This is a genomic window from Caenimonas koreensis DSM 17982 (genome assembly GCF_009646335.1).
Taxonomy (GTDB): domain Bacteria; phylum Pseudomonadota; class Gammaproteobacteria; order Burkholderiales; family Burkholderiaceae_C; genus Ramlibacter; species Ramlibacter koreensis.
The window spans coordinates 132,119-149,135 of sequence record NZ_WJBU01000011.1 but is presented as its reverse complement, the minus strand read 5'-3'; the positions used below and the strand labels follow the sequence as shown (position 1 = coordinate 149,135).

Genomic DNA, 17,017 nt, shown 5'->3' with positions numbered 1-17,017 from the left:
CAATGGAGACAAGAAATGACTGCTACCCGCGAGGGCACTCGCGCCGACATCGAGTCGCGCTACGCATGGATGCGGCTGGCCGTGTCGCTGCTGCTGATGACCATCGGCGGCTCAGGCATGTACGCGGTGAGCGTGGTGCTGCCGCGCATCCAGCAGGACTTCGGCGTGGCGCGCGCCGATGCTTCGCTGCCCTACACACTGACGATGATCGGCTTTGGCTTCGGCGGCGTGCTCATGGGCAAGCTCTCGGATCGCTTCGGCGTGATCATGCCCGTGGCCGTTGGCGCTGTGGGGCTGGGCATCGGTTTCGTGCTGGCTGGGCTTGCGCCCAACCTGTGGATCTTCTGCGCGGTGCAGGGTGTGCTGATCGGCCTGCTCGGCACGTCCGCCACATTCGCGCCGCTGGTGGCCGACACCTCGCAATGGTTCGACCGCCGCCGCGGCATCGCGCTCGCCATCTGCATGAGCGGCAACTACGTGGCCGGTGCGGTGTGGCCGCCGGTGATGCAGCACTTCATTGACAGCGTGGGCTGGCGGCAGACCTACATCGGCATGGGTGTGTTCTGCGTGGTCACGATGCTGCCGCTGTCATGGGTGCTGCGAAAGCGTCCGCCGCCGCAAGAGGCGCCCGTGGTGGCTATGAATGGGTCGGCGCTGGCATCCGACAGGCCGATGGGCATGAGCCCCGGCACAGTGCAGTTGCTGCTGTGCGTGGCCGGTGTGTCGTGCTGTGTGGCGATGTCGATGCCGCAAGTGCACATCGTTGCGTATTGCGGTGACTTGGGTTTTGGCGCGGCACGCGGTGCAGAGATGCTCGCGCTGATGCTGGGGCTGGGCGTGGTGAGCCGGCTGGTGTCGGGCTGGATATCGGACCACATCGGCGGGCTGCGCACGCTGCTGCTTGGCTCGGTGCTGCAGGGCGTGGCGCTGCTGATGTTCCTGCCCGTGACGGGGCTGGTGCCGCTCTACGTGGTCTCTGGCATGTTCGGCCTGTTCCAGGGCGGCATCGTGCCTTCGTATGCGCTCATCGTTCGCGAACATTTTTCGCCAAAGGAGGCGGGTGCGCGCGTCGGCACGGTGCTGATGGCCACGCTGTTCGGCATGGCGCTGGGCGGCTGGATGTCTGGCGCGGTGTTCGACTGGACGGGCTCTTACCGCGCCGCGTTCATCAACGGCATCGGCTGGAACTTGTTGAACGTCTCGATCGTGCTCTTCTTGCTGTACCGCGTGCGCTCGATGGCCACGCGTGAGGTCTCCAGGGCATAGACCACGGCGCGGCGATGCTCCTTGGTGGTGAAGGTCTCGCCGGCTTCGATCACGTAGTCTTTCTGGTCTTCGTCGAGCGTGATCCACACGCTGCCTTCGCGGCAGACGAGATCGAGGCCGGCTGCGTCGTTGATGCTGTGGAGCGCGCGGCGCGGCAATTGCAGTTCGCAGGTGCTGCTGGCAGTGACGGTGGTGGTGGCGGTCATGGCGTAGTCCTTTGCATTCCGTAGTGGAATGAATATACTTTTCGCTACACAAGCATTCAAACGCTCGTTTGGAATCATTGGCATGCCTATACGGAATGCGAAACTGCCCTCCGGCTTTCCTGCAGCGCGCCTGTCCGCCAGTCGCAATGAGCTGCCGCCGCTCGATTTGCTGCGCACCTTCGATGCTGCGGCGCGCCACCTGAGCTTCACGCTCGCGGGGCAGGAGCTCTTTCTCACGCAGTCGGCAGTCAGCCGCCAGATCCAGCAGGTGGAGGCGCACTTGGGCGTGCCGTTGTTCACGCGGCATCACCGTGCGCTGGCGCTGACCGAGGCCGGCCAGCTCTTGCACCGCGCGGTGGTCGACAGCCTGGAGCGGCTGCGCGATGCCACGGCGCGCGTGCGTTCCACCTCAACCATGCGGCAGGTCTCGCTGACCTGCACGAACGGCTTTGCGTCGCTGTGGCTCATTCCCCGCCTGTCGCGATTCACGGCGAATCACCCGGACGTGGACGTGCGCATCTCCGCGACGATGGACGTGCTCGACCTCGATCGCAGCCAGTTCGACCTGGCGGTACGGTTTTGCCCGACCAGCGATGGCATGGGCCCGCCGCTCTTCGAAGAAATGGTGCTGCCTGTGTGCGCGCCGCAACTCGTCAAGTCCAGGCCGCATCCGCTGAAAAAGCCCGCTGACCTGATTCACCACTCGCTGCTGGCCGTGGACATGCCGCAAGGCATGGCACTGACTGTGGACTGGGAGCCGTGGATTCACTCGATGGGCCTGGAGGACTTGCGCGCAAAAAGCTACATGCGCTTCACCACGTATGCCGATGCCATTTCAGCGGCCGTTGCGGGGCAGGGCGTTGCGATCGGCAGGCTGCCCCTGCTGGCGGAAATGCTGCGCGACAAGCGGCTGGTGGCGCCTTTCGGTGGCGGTGCTTCTTCGCAGCGTGGCTACTACGTGCTGCTGGGCAGCAAGGGCGCCAGCAATCCGGATGCCAAAGCGTTTGTCGATTGGTTACGCGTCGAGGCTGAACTGGCGCGAGTTCATGCTTGAATCTCATCCATGAGTGACCTGAACCCTACGCCCCACACGGATCGCCGCCGCTTGCTGCAGCTCGCCGCGGCCAGTGCGGCAGTGCTGTGGCTGCCGCGCAGCGTGTGGAGCCAGCCGCGGCTGGCAAGCGACCCGTTCACGCTGGGCGTTGCCAGCGGCTCGCCGTCGCACGACAGCGTGGTGCTCTGGACGCGGCTCGTGTCACCAGCGCTTGCGTCGCAGCAGGTCACCGTGCGCTGGGAGGTGGCGCACGACGAGCAGTTCACCCGCATCGCCCAAAGCGGCCAGGCGCAGGCACTGCCCGAGCTGGCGCATTCGGTGCACGTCGAGCCACAGGGGCTGGAGCCCGACCGGTGGTACTTCTATCGATTCATGGCAGGCGACGCGGTGAGCCCGGTGGGCCGCACGCGCACCTTCCCCGCGCCCGATGCGATGGCGCAGAAACTGCGGCTGGTCTATGCGTCGTGCCAGCGGTGGGAGCACGGCTTTTTCAGCGCGTACGAGCACATGCAGCGCGAGAACGCTGACGTCGTGCTTTTCCTGGGCGACTACATCTATGAATACGCGGGCGCTGCCAACGCGGTGCGCCCGGCGCCGGGCGGCTGGTGCCTGTCGCTGGACGACTACCGCGGCCGCTACGCGCTGCACAGGAGCGAAGCGGCCTTGCGTGCGATGCATGCAGCATGCCCCTGGATCGTCACCTGGGACGACCACGAAGTGCAAAACGACTATGCAGGGCTCACGCCGGGCGATTCCGGGCCCAGCGTTGCGGATTTTGCGGCGCGGCGGGCAGCGGCCTACCAGGCTTTCTACGAACACATGCCGGTGCGCGCCTCGACGCTGACGCGCGCCGTGGCTGGCCTGCGCGAAGGCGCGGAGATGCGCCTGTACGGCCAGGTGCAGTTCGGCCAGCTTGCCAACTTGCTGGTGCTCGACGATCGCCAGTATCGCGGTGCGCAGGTGTGCTCGCGCGGCGGCAAGTTCGGATCCAGCACGCTCGACCCGGCCACGTGCGCCGCCTGGGACGACCCGGCTCGCACGCTGCTGGGCGCAGCGCAAGAGCAGTGGGTGGACGCGGCCTTCGCCAAGGCGGGCGCTGGCTGGAACATCGTTGGCCAGCAAACCGTGTTCGGCCAGCGCGACTGGCGCAGCGGGCCGGGCAAGACGCTGTGGAACGACGGCTGGGACGGCTATTCGGCCGCACGGTCGCGCCTGACGCAATCATTGCAGCGCCACAAGGTGGCCAACGCCGTGTTCCTGGGTGGCGATGTGCATGAAAACTGGGTGGGCCATGTGAAGGCCGACTACGACAGGCCCGACAGCGCCGCACTCGGCGTCGAGTTCTGCGGCACCAGCATCACGTCACGCTCGGCGGGCAACCAGAAGATTTCCGAGTGGCTCGCCGAGAACCCGCACTTCGTCTTTGCCGATTCAGTGGGCAAGGGCTATGGCGTGGCGGAGTTCACGCCGCAGCGCCTGACGACAACGCTGCGCGTGCTCGATGACGTGACGCGGCAGGACACCCGGGTGCAGACGCTCGCCAGCTTCGTGGTGCAGGCGGGCCGTGCCGTGGTGGAGCGCGCATGATGCAGTCGCGCTGGCTGGCGCTCGCGTGCTGGCTGGCCTGCTGCATGGGCGCCTGCCTGGGCATGGGCGCCGCGCTCGCACAGGCACCTGTGCATGTGGGCGAGGTCGAGGTCAGCAACGCCGCCAGCTACCCGCTCTCGCGCTCGTTCTACTTCCTCGAGGACAAGGGCGCGAAGCTCACGTTCGACGACATCCTCAAGCCCGAGACGCAAGCGGCGTTCAAGCCGCTGCAGCAAACCGGGCCGGGCGCGAATTTCGGCTTGACGACGTCAGCAATCTGGCTGCGCGTGAAGCTGGTGGCCGCGCCCTACGCGCCTGCCGACTGGCTGCTCGAAGTGGCTTACCCGCCGCTGGATTCATTGCAGGTGTACTCGCCTGAGGGGCTCCGTTTCGAGAAGCAGGCGGGCGGTGACTTGCTGCCCTTTGGCAGCCGAGTGGTGCCGCATCGCAACCACGTGCTGCCCATCAAGCTCATGCCGGGTGCCGACAACGTGGTGTACATGCGCATCCACTCGGAAGGCACGGTGTCCGCGCCCACCACGCTGTGGCGGCCGCAGGCGCTCTGGGCGCATGACCAGGCCACGTACTCCGCGCTGGCGCTGTACTTCGGCTTGCTGCTGGGGCTGCTGCTCTACAACTTCCTGCTGTTCCTGTCGGTGCGCGATGTTGCCTACCTGGTGTACGTGGGATTCGTGGCGTCGATGGGCATTGGCCAGGCCGCGCTGACGGGGCTGGGCGGGCAGTTCCTGTGGCCCGAGCTCACGTGGTGGAACAGCGTGTCGCCGCCCGCAGGGCTCTCGCTGACGGCCGTGTTCGGCTTGCAGTTTGCGCGCATCTTCCTCGCGAGCCGCAAACGCATGCCGCGCATCGACTGGTTCTACCTGCTGCAGCTGGCCGGCTGGTCTGCGGCTTTCATCGCTTCGCTGACGCTGCCCTACACCGTGTCGTCGTACATGGTCACGGTGCTGGCCGTGCTGAGCGTCGCGACGATGGTGGCCGTGGGTGTGATCAGCGTCAAACGCGACTACCCCGGCGCGCGCTACTTCATCAGCGCCTGGACGCTGCTGCTGATCGGCGTCGTGACTTTGTCGCTCCACAACACGGGCGTGCTGCCGTCGAATGCATTCACGGCCAATGCGCTGCTGATCGGCTCGGCGCTGGAGATGGTGCTGCTGTCGTTTGCGCTGGCCGATCGCATCAACGTGGCCCGTCGCTTCAAGGAGCAGGCGCAGGCGCGCATCGCGGCGGAACACGCGATGGTTGAAGCGCTCAGCCAGTCGCAGGAGCGGCTGCGCTCTGTGCTGGAGGAGCGCGAGATCATCCTGGAGAGCTCCATCGTCGGCATCGCGTTCCTCACGCCGCAAGGGCGTTTTCGCTGGGCTAACCAGGCGATGCTCGATATCTTCGGCGCGAGCTTGCGCGCCGCATTCTCGATGGAGCCGTTCTACCTGACGCGCGACGAATACCTGCGCGTGGGCGGCGAGGTGGCCAAGGCCGTGGCGCGTGGCGAGGTGTACGAGACCGAGCTGCAGATGCGCCGCATGGACGGCACGCTGATCTGGATCTCCCTGTCGGGCAAGGCCGTGAGCCGCGAGAACCTCAGCCAGGGCACTGTGTGGGTGGTGATGAACATCACGCCGCGCAAGGAGCTCGAAGAGCAGCTGCAAAAGACGAACTCGGAGCGCGAGGCGATCCTCAATAGCGCGCTGGTGGGCATCGTGTTGTCGGTGCACCGGCGCCACGAATGGGTCAATGACAAGTTCGCGCAGATGCTCGGCTACCCCCGCCAGGTGCTGATCGGCCAGTCGTCCATGCATATCCACCCCGACGAAGCGTCGTGGCTGCACTTCGGCGAGGTGGCGCGGGCTGCGCTGATCGCGACCGGCTCTTATGTTTGCGAACGTCAGGTCAAGCGCCGCAATGGCGAGCTGCTGTGGGTGGAGATGGGCGGCAGCTGCATCCGGCCGAACGACCCGGACTCGGGCGTGATCTGGACCTTCCTGGACATCACCGAGCGCAAGAAATCCGAAGACGAAATCCGTGAGGCGCTCGAGCAGCAGAAGGCGCTCAATGAATTGCGCAGCCGCTTTGTTGCGATGACGAGCCATGAATTCCGCACGCCTCTGGCGGCGATCCTGTCGGCCGAAGAGCTGCTGCGCCACTACGGCGACCGCCTGCCGCAGCCCGAGCGCATCGAGGTGCTCGACAGCATTGCAGCCGGCGTGCAGCGCATGTCGCGCATGATGGATCGCGTGCTGCTGCTCGGCAAGGCCGACGCCGGCATGCTCGACTTCCAGCCGCAGCGCATGGATCTCAAGCCGCTGTGCAAGAAGCTGGTGGACGAAGCGCGCGCGCAGCAGCCCAATGATCACAGCGACGTCGTGCTCCAGGTTGCCGACGATGTGGGCGAGGGCGCCTATGACGAGAAGCTGCTGCGCCACATCTTCAGCAACTTGCTGTCGAACGCGCTGAAGTATTCGCCGGGCGGCGGGCAGGTGAAGTTCGATGTGCGGCAGGAGGCGTCAGAGACGGTGTTTGAAGTGGCCGACCATGGCATCGGCATTCCGCCCGACGAGTTGCCGCACCTCTTCGAATCGTTCCATCGCGCCAGCAATGTGGGCGCGATCCAGGGAACGGGGCTGGGCCTGGCGATCGTGAAAAACGCGGTGGAGATGCACGGCGGCACCATCACCGTGGCGAGCGTGGTGGGCGAGGGAACGCGCTTTACCGTACGACTTCCAGCAGGCGGTCCAGCCCGCCCGAGTTGATGGCAACCATGGCCTTCTCGCGCACGGCGGGCTTGGCGTGATACGCAACGGACAGGCCCGCTTCGTACATCATCGGCAGGTCGTTCGCGCCGTCGCCCATGGCGATGGCCTGCTTGGGCGAGATGCCCAGCGCCGCGCATGTTTCCAGCAGCATCTTGCGTTTTTCGGCGCCGTCGCAAATGTCGCCCCACGGCTGGTCCACCATGCGGCCGGTGAGCTGGCCGCAGTTCGGCCCTGATTCGACTTCGAGCACGTTCGAGCGTGTGTAGTCGATGCCCAGGCGGTCGCGGATGCGGTCGGTAAAGAACGTGAAGCCGCCCGAGACCAGCAGTACTTTCAGGCCGGCGGCTTTACACGCCGCCACGAGTTGTTCAGCGCCGGGGTTGAGTTGCAGCCGCTGCGTGTAGACCATTTCCATGTCGGCGATCGTCACGCCGCGCAGCAGGGCGACGCGCTGGCGCAGGCTTGCTTTGTAGTCGGCGATTTCGCCGCGCATGGCGGCTTCGGTGATGGCCGCGACTTCTTCCTTGCGACCTGCTGCGTCGGCGATTTCGTCCACGCATTCGATGTTGATCAACGTCGAATCCATATCGAACGCGATCAGTTTGAAGTCTTTGAGATTGAGCGGTGGTTGGACGCCTTGAATGACAAGGCCGGGGGAGAGTTCTTGCATGGGGTGCATTTTCTCATTGGTGCCTGATCGGCTTGTGCGGGGTAAACTAAGAAATTACTGCTATCACTCGAGTCCACTGTGGGAAAAGTCCAGTCAATTGAACGAGCCGTTCAAGCCTTGCCCCCGACTGAGCTGGCGGAGTTTCGTAGATGGTTCGTCGAATTTGATGGCGCGATGTGGGACGCGCAAATTGATCAGGATGCCGCCGCTGAAAAGCTCGACCACCTTGCGTCTGAAGCACTCGCAGACTACGACTCTGGCCGGGCACGCAGACTTTGAATCACACCGCGTCGAAGCGGTTCTGGCAATGACATGAGAGATTGCCGACCGACCGCAGTCACTGGTGCCCAGGTCGTTTGTTCAGCGCCGTGCCACGGACCCAGCGGTGGGGTGTTTGTTCAGTCATCACCCAACGTGGTCAACAACAGAGCGGTCGACTAAACACTCGTTGACTAACACTGTTCGGGTTGCTAAACGCAGCGGTTGCAAGCTTTCTCAGTCCCAACGATTGCGTACAGGTCGGTGAGCGCTGTGTGGCCGCTTCCCGCAGGTAAAGAAGGGAGCCCGGCCTCGTGGCCGGCGGAATGACACGGAGGGAAGCGGCCACACAGTGATCGCCGACCCACCCACGAACATAAAGCAAGCCCCCCGAACGCCTATGAGAAAAACTCAGGCGTTCACAACCACCCGAGGTTGACCCAACGAGCGCAGCACATCACGAACCATCTGCGCACGATCCTTCGGGTCAGGCAGCGCGCGTTCGATTCGCAGCTTCTCGTTGCCAGCGAGCTTGATGTGCCGGTTCTTCTGCACGAGCTCGATGATTCGCATTGAATCGATGGGCGGGTCTTTCTTGAAGGTGATGTGCGTCACGCCGGGCGCCGCATCAACCTTCACCACGCCATACGGCTTGGCCAACACACGCAAACGATGCACATCGATCAACGTCTGGCCTTGCGGCGGCAGCTTGCCGAAGCGGTCCACCAGCTCTTCGAGCAACGTGTCGATCTGGTCGGTGCTCTTGGCCATGGCCAGGCGCTTGTAGAACGACAGGCGCAGGTGCACATCGCCGCAATAGTCGTTCGGCAACAGCGCGGGGGCGTGCAGGTTGATGTCGGTGGTGACGGACAGCGGCGAGAGCAGGTCCGGCTCCTTGCCTGCCTTGAGTGACTTCACGGCTTCAGACAGCATCTCGTTGTACAGCTGGAAGCCGACTTCGAGCATGTTGCCGCTCTGGTTTTCGCCAAGCACTTCGCCCGCACCGCGAATCTCCAGGTCGTGCATCGCCAGGTAGAAGCCGCTGCCGAGTTCTTCCATCTGCTGGATGGCTTCGAGGCGCTGGCTTGCTTGCTTGGTGAGGCCTTCGGTGTCGGGCACCATCAGGTAGGCGTAGGCCTGGTGGTGGCTGCGGCCGACGCGGCCGCGCAGCTGGTGCAACTGCGCCAGGCCGAACTTGTCGGCACGGCTCATCACGATGGTGTTGGCCGAGGGCACGTCGATACCCGTCTCGATGATGGTCGAGCACAGCAGCAGGTTGAAGCGCTGCGCGATGAAGTCGCGCATCACGCGCTCCAGGTCACGCTCGGGCATCTGGCCGTGCGCGACGGCGATGCGCGCTTCGGGCAGGAGCTCTTCAAGGCGCTCGCGTCGCGCTTCAATGGTCTCGACTTCGTTGTGCAGGAAGTAAACCTGCCCGCCGCGCTTCAACTCGCGCAGCACGGCTTCGCGGATCACGCCGTTGCCTTCGTTGCGCACAAAAGTCTTGATCGCAAGGCGGCGCTGCGGCGCGGTGGCAATCACCGAGAGGTCTCGCAGGCCTTCCAGCGCCATGCCCAGTGTGCGCGGGATCGGCGTGGCCGTGAGCGTGAGCACATCGACTTCGGCGCGCAGGGCCTTCATCGCTTCCTTGTGGCGCACGCCGAAGCGGTGCTCTTCGTCAATGATCAACAGGCCCAGGTTCTTGAACTTGGTTGATTCCGAGAGCAGCTTGTGCGTGCCGACAACGATGTCGACACTGCCGTCGGCCAGGCCCTTGAGCGTGGCCGTGACTTCCTTGCCCGAGCGAAAGCGCGAGACTTCCGCCACCTTGATCGGCCACTTGCTGAAGCGGTCGACCAGTGTGGTGTAGTGCTGCTCGGCCAGGAGCGTCGTGGGTGCGAGGAAGGCGACTTGCTTGCCGCCGGTGATGGCGATGAATGCGGCACGCAACGCCACCTCGGTCTTGCCGAAGCCCACATCGCCGCACACGAGCCGGTCCATCGGTTGCGGCGACACCATGTCCTGGATCACGGCGTGGATCGCAGCGTTCTGGTCGGCGGTCTCTTCAAAGCCGAAGTCGTTGGCGAACGTCTCGTAGTCTTGCGGTGAATAGCGGAAGGCATGGCCTTGCCGTGCGGCGCGGCGCGCGTAGATGTTCAACAACTCGGCGGCCGTATCGCGCACCTGCTCGGCAGCTTTGCGCTTGGCCTTTTCCCACTGGCCCGAGCCGAGTTTGTGCAGCGGCGCCTCGTCGGCGGAGACGCCCGTGTAGCGGCTGATCAGATGCAGCTGGCTCACCGGCACGTAGAGCGTGGCTTTGTCGGCGTATTCGAGGTGCAGGAATTCCTGGTCGCCCTGGCCGAGATCGAGGTTGATGAGGCCGCGGTAGCGGCCAATGCCGTGCTGCGAGTGAACGACCGGGTCGCCGACGTTCAGCTCTGACAGGTCCTTGATCAGCGCTTCAACATCGCTGACTTGCTCCTGCTTCTTGCGGCGGCGCGCTGTGGGGCTGGAGGCGAACAGCTCCGTTTCGGTAACGAGGTCGATGCCTTTTTCAAGCCACGCGAAGCCGGTGTTGACGGGGCCTGTGGCGATGCCAATTCTTTCGTCGCTGGCTTCGAATTCGGCGAGTGAGTCGAAGGCGGGTGGCGAGAGGTGGCTTGCGCGCAGGAAGTCGAGCAGGCTCTCGCGGCGGCCATCGCTTTCGGCCAGCACCAGTGCGCGGTGCTGCGTGTTGCGCAGGTGTTCCTTGAGCTTGGCGAGCGGGTCGTCGGCGCCACGCACCACGGCCATGGGGGGCAGTGCGTCGAACTCGACGTAGGGGGGGATGCCCCCATCCCGACCTTCCCCCAGAGGGGGAAGGGGTAATGCAGAGCGGATGGAAAGCTGTGCGTGTTCATTCGCGCGGCCATAGAACTGGTCGGACGAGAGGAACAGTGTTTCCGGCGGCAGGGCAGGGCGCTCATGGTCGCCCTGCGCCAGCCGGAAGCGGTCGCGCGTGTCTTGCCAGAAGCGCTGGAATGCCGGTTCAAGCTCGCCATGCAGCACCACCGTGGCGGATGTGCCGATGTAGTCGAACACCGACGCCGTTTCGTCGAAGAACAGGGGCAGGTAGTACTCGATGCCGGCAGTGGCCACACCCGCGCCGATGTCCTTGTAAATGCGGCTCTTGGTCGGGTCGCCTTCGAGCAGTTCGCGCCAGCGGCTGCGGAATTTTGCGCGGGCGTCGTCGTCCATCGGGAATTCGCGGCCGGGCAGCAGGCGCACTTCAGGCACGGGGTACAGGCTGCGCTGGCTGTCGGGGTCGAACGTGCGGATGGAGTCGATCTCGTCGTCGAACAAGTCCACGCGAAACGGCACGGGCGAGCCCATCGGGAACAGGTCGATCAGGCCGCCGCGCACGGCGTACTCGCCCGGGCTCACCACGGTGGTGACGTGGTTGTAGCCAGCGAGCGTAAGCTGGGCCTTGAGCTTCGACTCTTCGAGCTTTTGCTTGACCTTGAAATGAAACGTGTAGCCAGCCAGGAACGAGGGCGGCGCGACGCGGTAGAGCGCCGTCGTGGCAGGCATGACGATCAGGTCGGCTTCACCTTGCGAGATGCGCCAGAGCGTGGCGAGCCGCTCGCTGATCAGGTCCTGGTGCGGCGAGAACGTGTCGTACGGCAGTGTCTCCCAGTCGGGAAACAGGGCCACGCGCAGGTCGGGGCAAAAGAAGGCGATCTCGTCGATGAGCCGCTGCGCATCGGTGGCCTCGGCTGTGACCAGGGCGGTGAGCTTGCCTGCAGCCTTCTCGCGCTCGGCCACGCTGGCGATCAGCAGCGCGTCGGCCGAGCCAGGCGGGCGGGGCAGCGTGAAGCGTTTGCCGGGGTTGAGTTTGGGTAGTTGCATGCGCTCGGAAAATACAAAACACCCCGCTCCTGCAAAAGGGTGGGGTGTGACGGCGATTCTAGAATGGACTTATGGCGACAAGTGACATGAGGACAGATACCCCGGCTTCTGCGCCGCCACGCTTTTTTGCGCTGGTGCCGTGTGCGGGAACGGGCAGCAGGGCCGGCACTGATGGCCCCAAGCAGTACGAGCGCATAGCAGGCCAGCCCATGGTGTGGCACACGCTCGCGGCGTTTGGCGCCGTCAGGCGAATCGCGCGCACGCTCGTGGTGGTGGCGCCGGCCGACGGATTCTTCGAGCGCAATCACACCTCGGCGTTGGTGGTGGCGTGTGGTGGTGCCACGCGGGCAGCGAGTGTGCGCAATGGCCTCTATGAGCTGGTGCGTGTCGGCGCCAGCGAGCAGGACTGGGTGCTGGTGCACGATGCGGCGCGTTGCCTCATCACGCCCGCGCTCATCGATTCGCTGATCGACGCGTGCCTGGGCGATGCCGTCGGCGGGCTGCTCGCCCATCGCCTGCCTGACACGCTCAAGCGTGAAGCCCAAGGGCGCGTCGTCGAGACGATCGCGCGCGACGACAAGTGGTTGGCGCAAACCCCGCAGATGTTTCGCATCGGCATGTTGATGCAGGGCCTGGAGCACGCCGGCGCCAATGTGACGGATGAGGCATCGGCCATCGAGTCGCTGGGCCACCAGCCGTTGCTAGTGCCCGGTGGCGCGCAGAATTTCAAGGTGACCTATCCCGATGATTTCGCGCTGGCCGAAGCCGTGCTGAAAGGAAGGCAGCGATGACGGCCATGCGTATCGGAGAAGGCTGGGACGTGCATGCGCTGGTGCCCGGGCGCAAGCTGGTGATCGGTGGTGTGCACGTGCCCTTCGAGCGCGGCCTGCTCGGCCACTCGGATGCAGATGTGCTGCTGCACGCGATCACGGATGCATTGCTCGGTGCAGCAGGGCTTGGCGACATCGGCCGTCACTTTCCAGATACCGACGAGCGGTTCAAGGGCGCGGATTCAGTGGTGCTGCTGGTCGAGGCTGCACGCCGTGTGCGTGAGCAGGGCTGGCAGGTCAACAACATCGACAGCACCGTGATTGCACAAGCGCCCAAGCTCGCGCCCTTCATCGAGCAGATGCGCAACCGCATTGCGGCCGCGCTCGACCTGCCGCCGGCGCAAGTGAACGTGAAGGCCAAGACGGCAGAAAAGCTCGGGCCCGTGGGGCAGGGGCTGGCAATTGAAGCGCGAGCGATTGTGCTGTTGACTGCGGGGTGACTGCCCGCGCGCTGCGAGTGGCTTGACCGTGGGCTGATCGCCGCGGCCGATCAGTGAATGCTTGCCGGCTCGCTGCGCAGTTCCGGCCCCACAGATTGTGTAGCAGCCGCCTTCGGCTTTTGCAGCTTGATGTGCGCAGCCAGGCCACCGGTGGTGGTGTTGGCCAGCGCGAAGATGCCACCCATGCGCTGGACGGTCTTGTCCACAATGGCCAGGCCCAGTCCCGCGCCGGTTGCCGCCGTGCGCGCAGCGTCGCCGCGGAAGAATGGCTTGATCAGGTTGGGCAGTGCGTCCGGTGCCACGCCCATGCCGTGGTCGCGCACTTTGAGCAGCACCCATTCGTTGCGTGCACGGGCTGCGATATCGACGATGGCAATGCCTGTCTCAGGCGTCTTGCCATACCGGCGCGCGTTCTCCAGCAGGTTCGAGATCACGCGGGCCAGCTCGACTTCGTCGGCGAGCACATAAAGGCCCTTGGACACATCGAGGTTGATCTTCATGTCGCCTTGCTCCTGCACCGCGTACAGGCAGGCTTCGATCACGTCGTTGAGCAGCACGGGCTTGAGCTCGGCGTGGTCGGGGCGGGCGTAATCCAGGAATTTGTCGATGATGGCGTCGAGCTGGTCGATGTCGGCGGCCATGTGGTCGCGCGCGTCCTGGTCGGACACGCTCATCTCGGTTTCGAGCCGCAGGCGTGCCAGCGGGGTGCGCAGGTCATGCGAGATGCCGGCGAGCATCACGGCGCGGTCTTGTTCGATCTTGGCGAGCTGCTGGGCCATGCGGTTGAAGCCGATGTTCACCTCGCGGATCTCGCTGGTGACGGCCTTCTCGTCGAGCCGGCTCGCATCGAAATCGCCGTCGCGCACGCGGCTGGCGGCAAACGACAGCTGCTTGAGCGGCCGGTTGATCAGCCGGGCGATCAAAGCCGCGCCGGCGAGCGACAAGCCAGCTGCGGTGATCAGCCAGATCAGCCACGTGCGGCCGCCGACTTTGGTCAGGCGCGAGCGGTCGAGCAGCATCCAGTAGCGGTCAGCATCGATCTTGAAGCCGACCCACAGGCCTTCTTCGCCGTTGACGCTGGCGGCCATGACGGTGCCGGGGCCGAGCCGGTTGACCAGCTCGTCCAGCACGCGCTGATCGACTTCGCCTTCGGTGAACGGGGCGGATTTGTCGTTGGGCTCGCGCGGCAGGATGCGCACGCCTTCCGAGTCGGCCAGCGTCTTGATGAGCGAGACGCGGTTGATCGAATCGGAGTGGATGAGTGCCGCGCGGCTGAGGTTCACGAGCGATGCGATCTGCTGCGCTGTCTGCACGGCACGCGGCTCGAATTCGAGTGCGCGAAAGGTTTGCAGCCAGGCGACGATGGAGCCGACCAACAACAGCGAGAGCAGGAAGAAGGTGCGCCAGAACAGTGACAGCCCGACGCGCGGGCGCATGTCGAGCGGCGCGGGCGCTGTCTCCAGCGGCACCGGGCCGGTCGCGTCAACGCTGGTTGTGCCGCTGCGAATCACCTTCACTCCCCTGAACTGGTGAAGGCGATTGTGGCCCGGGCCTGTCGTTGGCTGCAAATCAGCCCGCGCCGTCCGGCACGAAAACGTACCCCACGCCCCACACCGTCTGGATGTAGCGCGGCGCCGCAGGGTCTTGCTCGACCAGCTTGCGCAGGCGCGAGACCTGCACGTCGAGGCTGCGGTCGAACGGCTCGAACTCGCGGCCTCGGGCCAGCTGGGCCAGTTTTTCGCGCGAGAGTGGCTGGCGCGGATGGCGCACCAGCGCCTTGAGCATGGCGAATTCGCCGGTGGTCAGGGGCAGCTCTTCGCCGTTCTTGCGCAGGGTGCGCGCGCCCAGGTCGAAGGCAAACGGGCCGAAATTGACGACTTCGTTTTCGCTCGACGGTGCGCCGGGCGCCTCTTGCGCGGGGCGGCGGCGAAGCACGGCGTGCACGCGGGCCAGCAGTTCGCGCGGGTTGAAGGGCTTGCCCAGGTAGTCGTCGGCGCCGACTTCGAGGCCGACGATACGGTCGACGTCTTCGCCTTTGGCGGTGAGCATGATGATGGGCGTGCGGTCATTGGCGGCGCGAAGGCGCCGGCAGATCGACAGGCCGTCTTCGCCGGGCATCATCAGGTCGAGCACGATGAGGTCGGCGGTCTCGCGCAGCATGAGCCTGTTGAGCGCCTTGCCATCTTCGGCCAGGATGACTTCGAATCCTTCCTGCGTGAGATAGCGGCGCAGCAAGTCGCGGATTCGGGCGTCGTCATCGACGACCAGGATCTTGTCGGTGCGGGCTGCAGCTTGGGTCATGGGGCTCCAACGGAATTTGTAACAGCGCCAATTCTGAGGGGCGAATCCGTCTGCGTGCCTCGTTTTCCCGGACCCTTGACACAGTGTTACAAATGTTGCCCTGCGCGGCAAGGCTTGACCTGCGGGGCGCTTCGCTTGACTACACTGCGAGTCCCTCGACCAGGATTACCGACATGACGCTTTTTCCTCACGCCGCATGGCGCGCCGTAGCGACCGCACTTGCGATCACCGCTTGTTCCGCTTCCATGGCGGCGGAACCGCAGCCCCAGAACGTGCTGCAGCTGAGTGCAACGGGCACCGTCGAAGTCCAGCAGGACCTGCTGGCCCTGAGCCTCACGGCCACGCGCGACGGCAGCGATGCCGCGACCGTGCAGGCCCAACTGAAAGCGGCGCTGGAGACAGCGTTGAACGAGGCGAAGAAGACGGCGCTGGCGGGCCAGCTCGACGTTCGAACGGGTCAGTTCGGCCTGTACCCGCGCTACGGCACCGACGGGCGGATCAACGGCTGGCAGGGCACCGCCGAACTGGTGCTGGAAGGCCGCGACTTTCCGCGCATCACGCAGGCCGCCGCGCGCATCCAGACGATGACGATGGGCAACGTGTCGTTTGGCCTCAGCCGTGAGCAGCGCGCGAAGGTGGAAGGCGACGCCCAGTCGATGGCGATCGAGCGGTTCAAGGCGAAGGCCAGCGAGCTGGCACGCGGCTTCGGCTTCAGCGGCTACGCGCTGCGCGAGGTGTCGGTCAATGCCAATGACCAGGGCTTCCCGCAGCCGTTGCGAATGCTGTCGGCGCGGGCCAAGACTGGCGCCGCCGATGCGCAACTGCCGGTGGAGGCGGGTCGCAGCACGGTCATCGTGACGGTCTCGGGCTCCGTGCAGATGCGGTAGCGTCCGACAAGGCAGGCGGCGCAACGCGGCTAGGCTCGTCGCCTTGAGCATCCTTCTCCACATCTCCGATACCCACTTCGGCACCGAAATCCCCGCGGTGGTCGCGGCCCTGCAGGCACTGGTGCGCGAGCGCCGGCCCGACGTGCTGGTTTACAGCGGCGACATGACGCAGCGCGCACGCGCATCGCAGTTCGCCGCCGCGCGCGCGATGTGCGACTCGTTCGACATCCCGCGCATGCTCGCGTTGCCGGGCAATCATGATGTGCCGCTGTTCAACCTGCCTGCACGGCTGGCCATGCCCTATCGCGGCTATCTCAAATACTTCGGCCCGCGGCTGGATTCTTCACTCGAGACTGATGATTTCCTGGTCATCGGCGTGAACACCACGCGCGCCTCGCGACACAAGGATGGCGAGGTGTCGGGCGCGCAGATTGTCGAATCGGCAGAACGCCTGAAGTCGGCGCGGCCGCGTCAGCTGCGCATCGTGGTGACGCACCAGCCCGCGGTCGTCCTGCGTGAGGAAGACGAGCCAGACCGGTTGCACAACGCAGATGCGGCGTTGCAAGCGTGGTCGAGTGCGGGCGCGGACCTGGTGCTCGGGGGCCACATCCACCTGCCGTACGTGGCCGATCTCACGAAGATCAGCCCGGCAACGCCGCGCGCCATGTGGTGCGTGCAGGCGGGCACTGCTGTGTCTTCGCGCATCCGGCATGACACGCACAATTCGGTGAACCTGATCCACTGGCAGCCGGGCGCCGCCGACAGGCCGCGCAAGTGCAAGGTGGAGCGATGCGACTACCGACCGGCCGATGGATGGTTTGCGACGCAAACCATCCAGGAGCTTGCGCTGGGCTGAGGC

General features: G+C 65.1%; 13 protein-coding genes. 8 read left to right on the top strand and 5 right to left on the bottom strand.

Features of this window, described 5'->3' with window-relative positions; all coding sequences use genetic code 11:
* Positions 1 to 15 precede the first annotated feature (15 nt).
* Positions 16 to 1,266 carry an MFS transporter gene (locus GHT07_RS12950; RefSeq protein ID WP_153585505.1) on the top strand — a complete coding sequence of 417 codons (1,251 nt, stop codon included), beginning with the start codon at positions 16 to 18 and terminating at the stop codon, positions 1,264 to 1,266.
* Here the strand turns inward: GHT07_RS12950 and GHT07_RS12945 are convergent.
* The gene (locus GHT07_RS12945) at positions 1,152 to 1,472 is read right to left on the bottom strand and encodes a DUF2917 domain-containing protein (protein ID WP_194792924.1); all 321 of its coding nucleotides are present in this window, start codon (positions 1,470 to 1,472) and stop codon (positions 1,152 to 1,154) included. The two genes, GHT07_RS12950 and GHT07_RS12945, sit on opposite strands and share 115 nt — an antisense overlap.
* Positions 1,473 to 1,554: 82 nt before the next feature.
* Between GHT07_RS12945 and GHT07_RS12940 the strand changes: the two genes are divergently transcribed.
* From GHT07_RS12940 to GHT07_RS12930, 3 genes are read left to right on the top strand one after another with little or no spacing between them, the layout of a single operon-like run.
* Positions 1,555 to 2,526 carry a LysR substrate-binding domain-containing protein gene (locus tag GHT07_RS12940; RefSeq protein ID WP_153585503.1) on the top strand — a complete coding sequence of 324 codons (972 nt, stop codon included), beginning with the start codon at positions 1,555 to 1,557 and terminating at the stop codon, positions 2,524 to 2,526.
* Positions 2,527 to 2,535: 9 nt separating this feature from the next.
* A complete protein-coding gene (locus tag GHT07_RS12935) occupies positions 2,536 to 4,113 on the top strand; it encodes an alkaline phosphatase D family protein (RefSeq protein ID WP_153585502.1) in 1,578 nt (525 codons plus the stop codon).
* Positions 4,110 to 6,881: a 7TM diverse intracellular signaling domain-containing protein gene (locus tag GHT07_RS12930; RefSeq protein WP_153585501.1), complete on the top strand. Its 2,772-nt coding sequence runs from the start codon at positions 4,110 to 4,112 to the stop codon at positions 6,879 to 6,881. Before GHT07_RS12935 ends, GHT07_RS12930 begins: the two co-directional genes overlap by 4 nt.
* On the opposite strand, the gene serB is transcribed toward GHT07_RS12930, so the two are convergent.
* Both serB and mfd read right to left on the bottom strand, forming a co-directional pair.
* Positions 6,838 to 7,563, bottom strand: a complete 726-nt coding sequence (gene serB, locus GHT07_RS12925) for a phosphoserine phosphatase SerB (RefSeq protein ID WP_153585500.1) — start codon at positions 7,561 to 7,563, stop codon at positions 6,838 to 6,840. The two genes, GHT07_RS12930 and serB, sit on opposite strands and share 44 nt — an antisense overlap.
* A 660-nt stretch (positions 7,564 to 8,223) precedes the next feature.
* Positions 8,224 to 11,700: a transcription-repair coupling factor gene (mfd, locus tag GHT07_RS12920; RefSeq protein ID WP_153585499.1), complete on the bottom strand. Its 3,477-nt coding sequence runs from the start codon at positions 11,698 to 11,700 to the stop codon at positions 8,224 to 8,226.
* A gap of 86 nt (positions 11,701 to 11,786) precedes the next feature.
* Between mfd and ispD the strand changes: the two genes are divergently transcribed.
* A complete protein-coding gene (gene ispD, locus GHT07_RS12915) occupies positions 11,787 to 12,491 on the top strand; it encodes a 2-C-methyl-D-erythritol 4-phosphate cytidylyltransferase (RefSeq protein ID WP_153585498.1) in 705 nt (234 codons plus the stop codon).
* Positions 12,488 to 12,970 carry a 2-C-methyl-D-erythritol 2,4-cyclodiphosphate synthase gene (ispF, locus tag GHT07_RS12910; RefSeq protein ID WP_153585497.1) on the top strand — a complete coding sequence of 161 codons (483 nt, stop codon included), beginning with the start codon at positions 12,488 to 12,490 and terminating at the stop codon, positions 12,968 to 12,970. Before ispD ends, ispF begins: the two co-directional genes overlap by 4 nt.
* Positions 12,971 to 13,020: 50 nt before the next feature.
* Here ispF and GHT07_RS12905 read toward each other — a convergent pair whose 3' ends face one another.
* Both GHT07_RS12905 and ompR read right to left on the bottom strand, forming a co-directional pair.
* Entirely contained in the window at positions 13,021 to 14,406 is a 1,386-nt protein-coding gene (locus GHT07_RS12905; RefSeq protein ID WP_153585577.1) for a sensor histidine kinase, read from the bottom strand.
* A gap of 133 nt (positions 14,407 to 14,539) precedes the next feature.
* A complete protein-coding gene (gene ompR / locus GHT07_RS12900; protein ID WP_153585496.1) occupies positions 14,540 to 15,271 on the bottom strand; it encodes an osmolarity response regulator transcription factor OmpR in 732 nt (243 codons plus the stop codon).
* A gap of 173 nt (positions 15,272 to 15,444) precedes the next feature.
* Between ompR and GHT07_RS12895 the strand changes: the two genes are divergently transcribed.
* Both GHT07_RS12895 and GHT07_RS12890 read left to right on the top strand, forming a co-directional pair.
* Positions 15,445 to 16,158 carry an SIMPL domain-containing protein gene (locus GHT07_RS12895; protein WP_407646630.1) on the top strand — a complete coding sequence of 238 codons (714 nt, stop codon included), beginning with the start codon at positions 15,445 to 15,447 and terminating at the stop codon, positions 16,156 to 16,158.
* A gap of 43 nt (positions 16,159 to 16,201) precedes the next feature.
* Entirely contained in the window at positions 16,202 to 17,014 is an 813-nt protein-coding gene (locus GHT07_RS12890; RefSeq protein ID WP_153585495.1) for a metallophosphoesterase family protein, read from the top strand.
* Positions 17,015 to 17,017: the final 3 nt, after the last annotated feature.

Bases quoted from the DNA above. Each gene is read 5' to 3' on its own strand.
- ispF (WP_153585497.1), top strand. From the start codon at position 12,488: ATGACGGCCATGCGTATCGGAGAAGGCTGGGACGTGCATGCGCTGGTG.
- GHT07_RS12930 (WP_153585501.1), top strand. From the start codon at position 4,110: ATGATGCAGTCGCGCTGGCTGGCGCTCGCGTGCTGGCTGGCCTGCTGC.
- GHT07_RS12940 (WP_153585503.1), top strand. From the start codon at position 1,555: ATGCCTATACGGAATGCGAAACTGCCCTCCGGCTTTCCTGCAGCGCGC.
- GHT07_RS12895 (WP_407646630.1), top strand. From the start codon at position 15,445: ATGACGCTTTTTCCTCACGCCGCATGGCGCGCCGTAGCGACCGCACTT.
- GHT07_RS12905 (WP_153585577.1), bottom strand. From the start codon at position 14,406: ATGCGCCCGCGCGTCGGGCTGTCACTGTTCTGGCGCACCTTCTTCCTG.
- ompR (WP_153585496.1), bottom strand. From the start codon at position 15,271: ATGACCCAAGCTGCAGCCCGCACCGACAAGATCCTGGTCGTCGATGAC.
- ispD (WP_153585498.1), top strand. From the start codon at position 11,787: ATGAGGACAGATACCCCGGCTTCTGCGCCGCCACGCTTTTTTGCGCTG.
- GHT07_RS12935 (WP_153585502.1), top strand. From the start codon at position 2,536: ATGAGTGACCTGAACCCTACGCCCCACACGGATCGCCGCCGCTTGCTG.
- GHT07_RS12950 (WP_153585505.1), top strand. From the start codon at position 16: ATGACTGCTACCCGCGAGGGCACTCGCGCCGACATCGAGTCGCGCTAC.
- mfd (WP_153585499.1), bottom strand. From the start codon at position 11,700: ATGCAACTACCCAAACTCAACCCCGGCAAACGCTTCACGCTGCCCCGC.
- serB (WP_153585500.1), bottom strand. From the start codon at position 7,563: ATGCACCCCATGCAAGAACTCTCCCCCGGCCTTGTCATTCAAGGCGTC.
- GHT07_RS12945 (WP_194792924.1), bottom strand. From the start codon at position 1,472: ATGACCGCCACCACCACCGTCACTGCCAGCAGCACCTGCGAACTGCAA.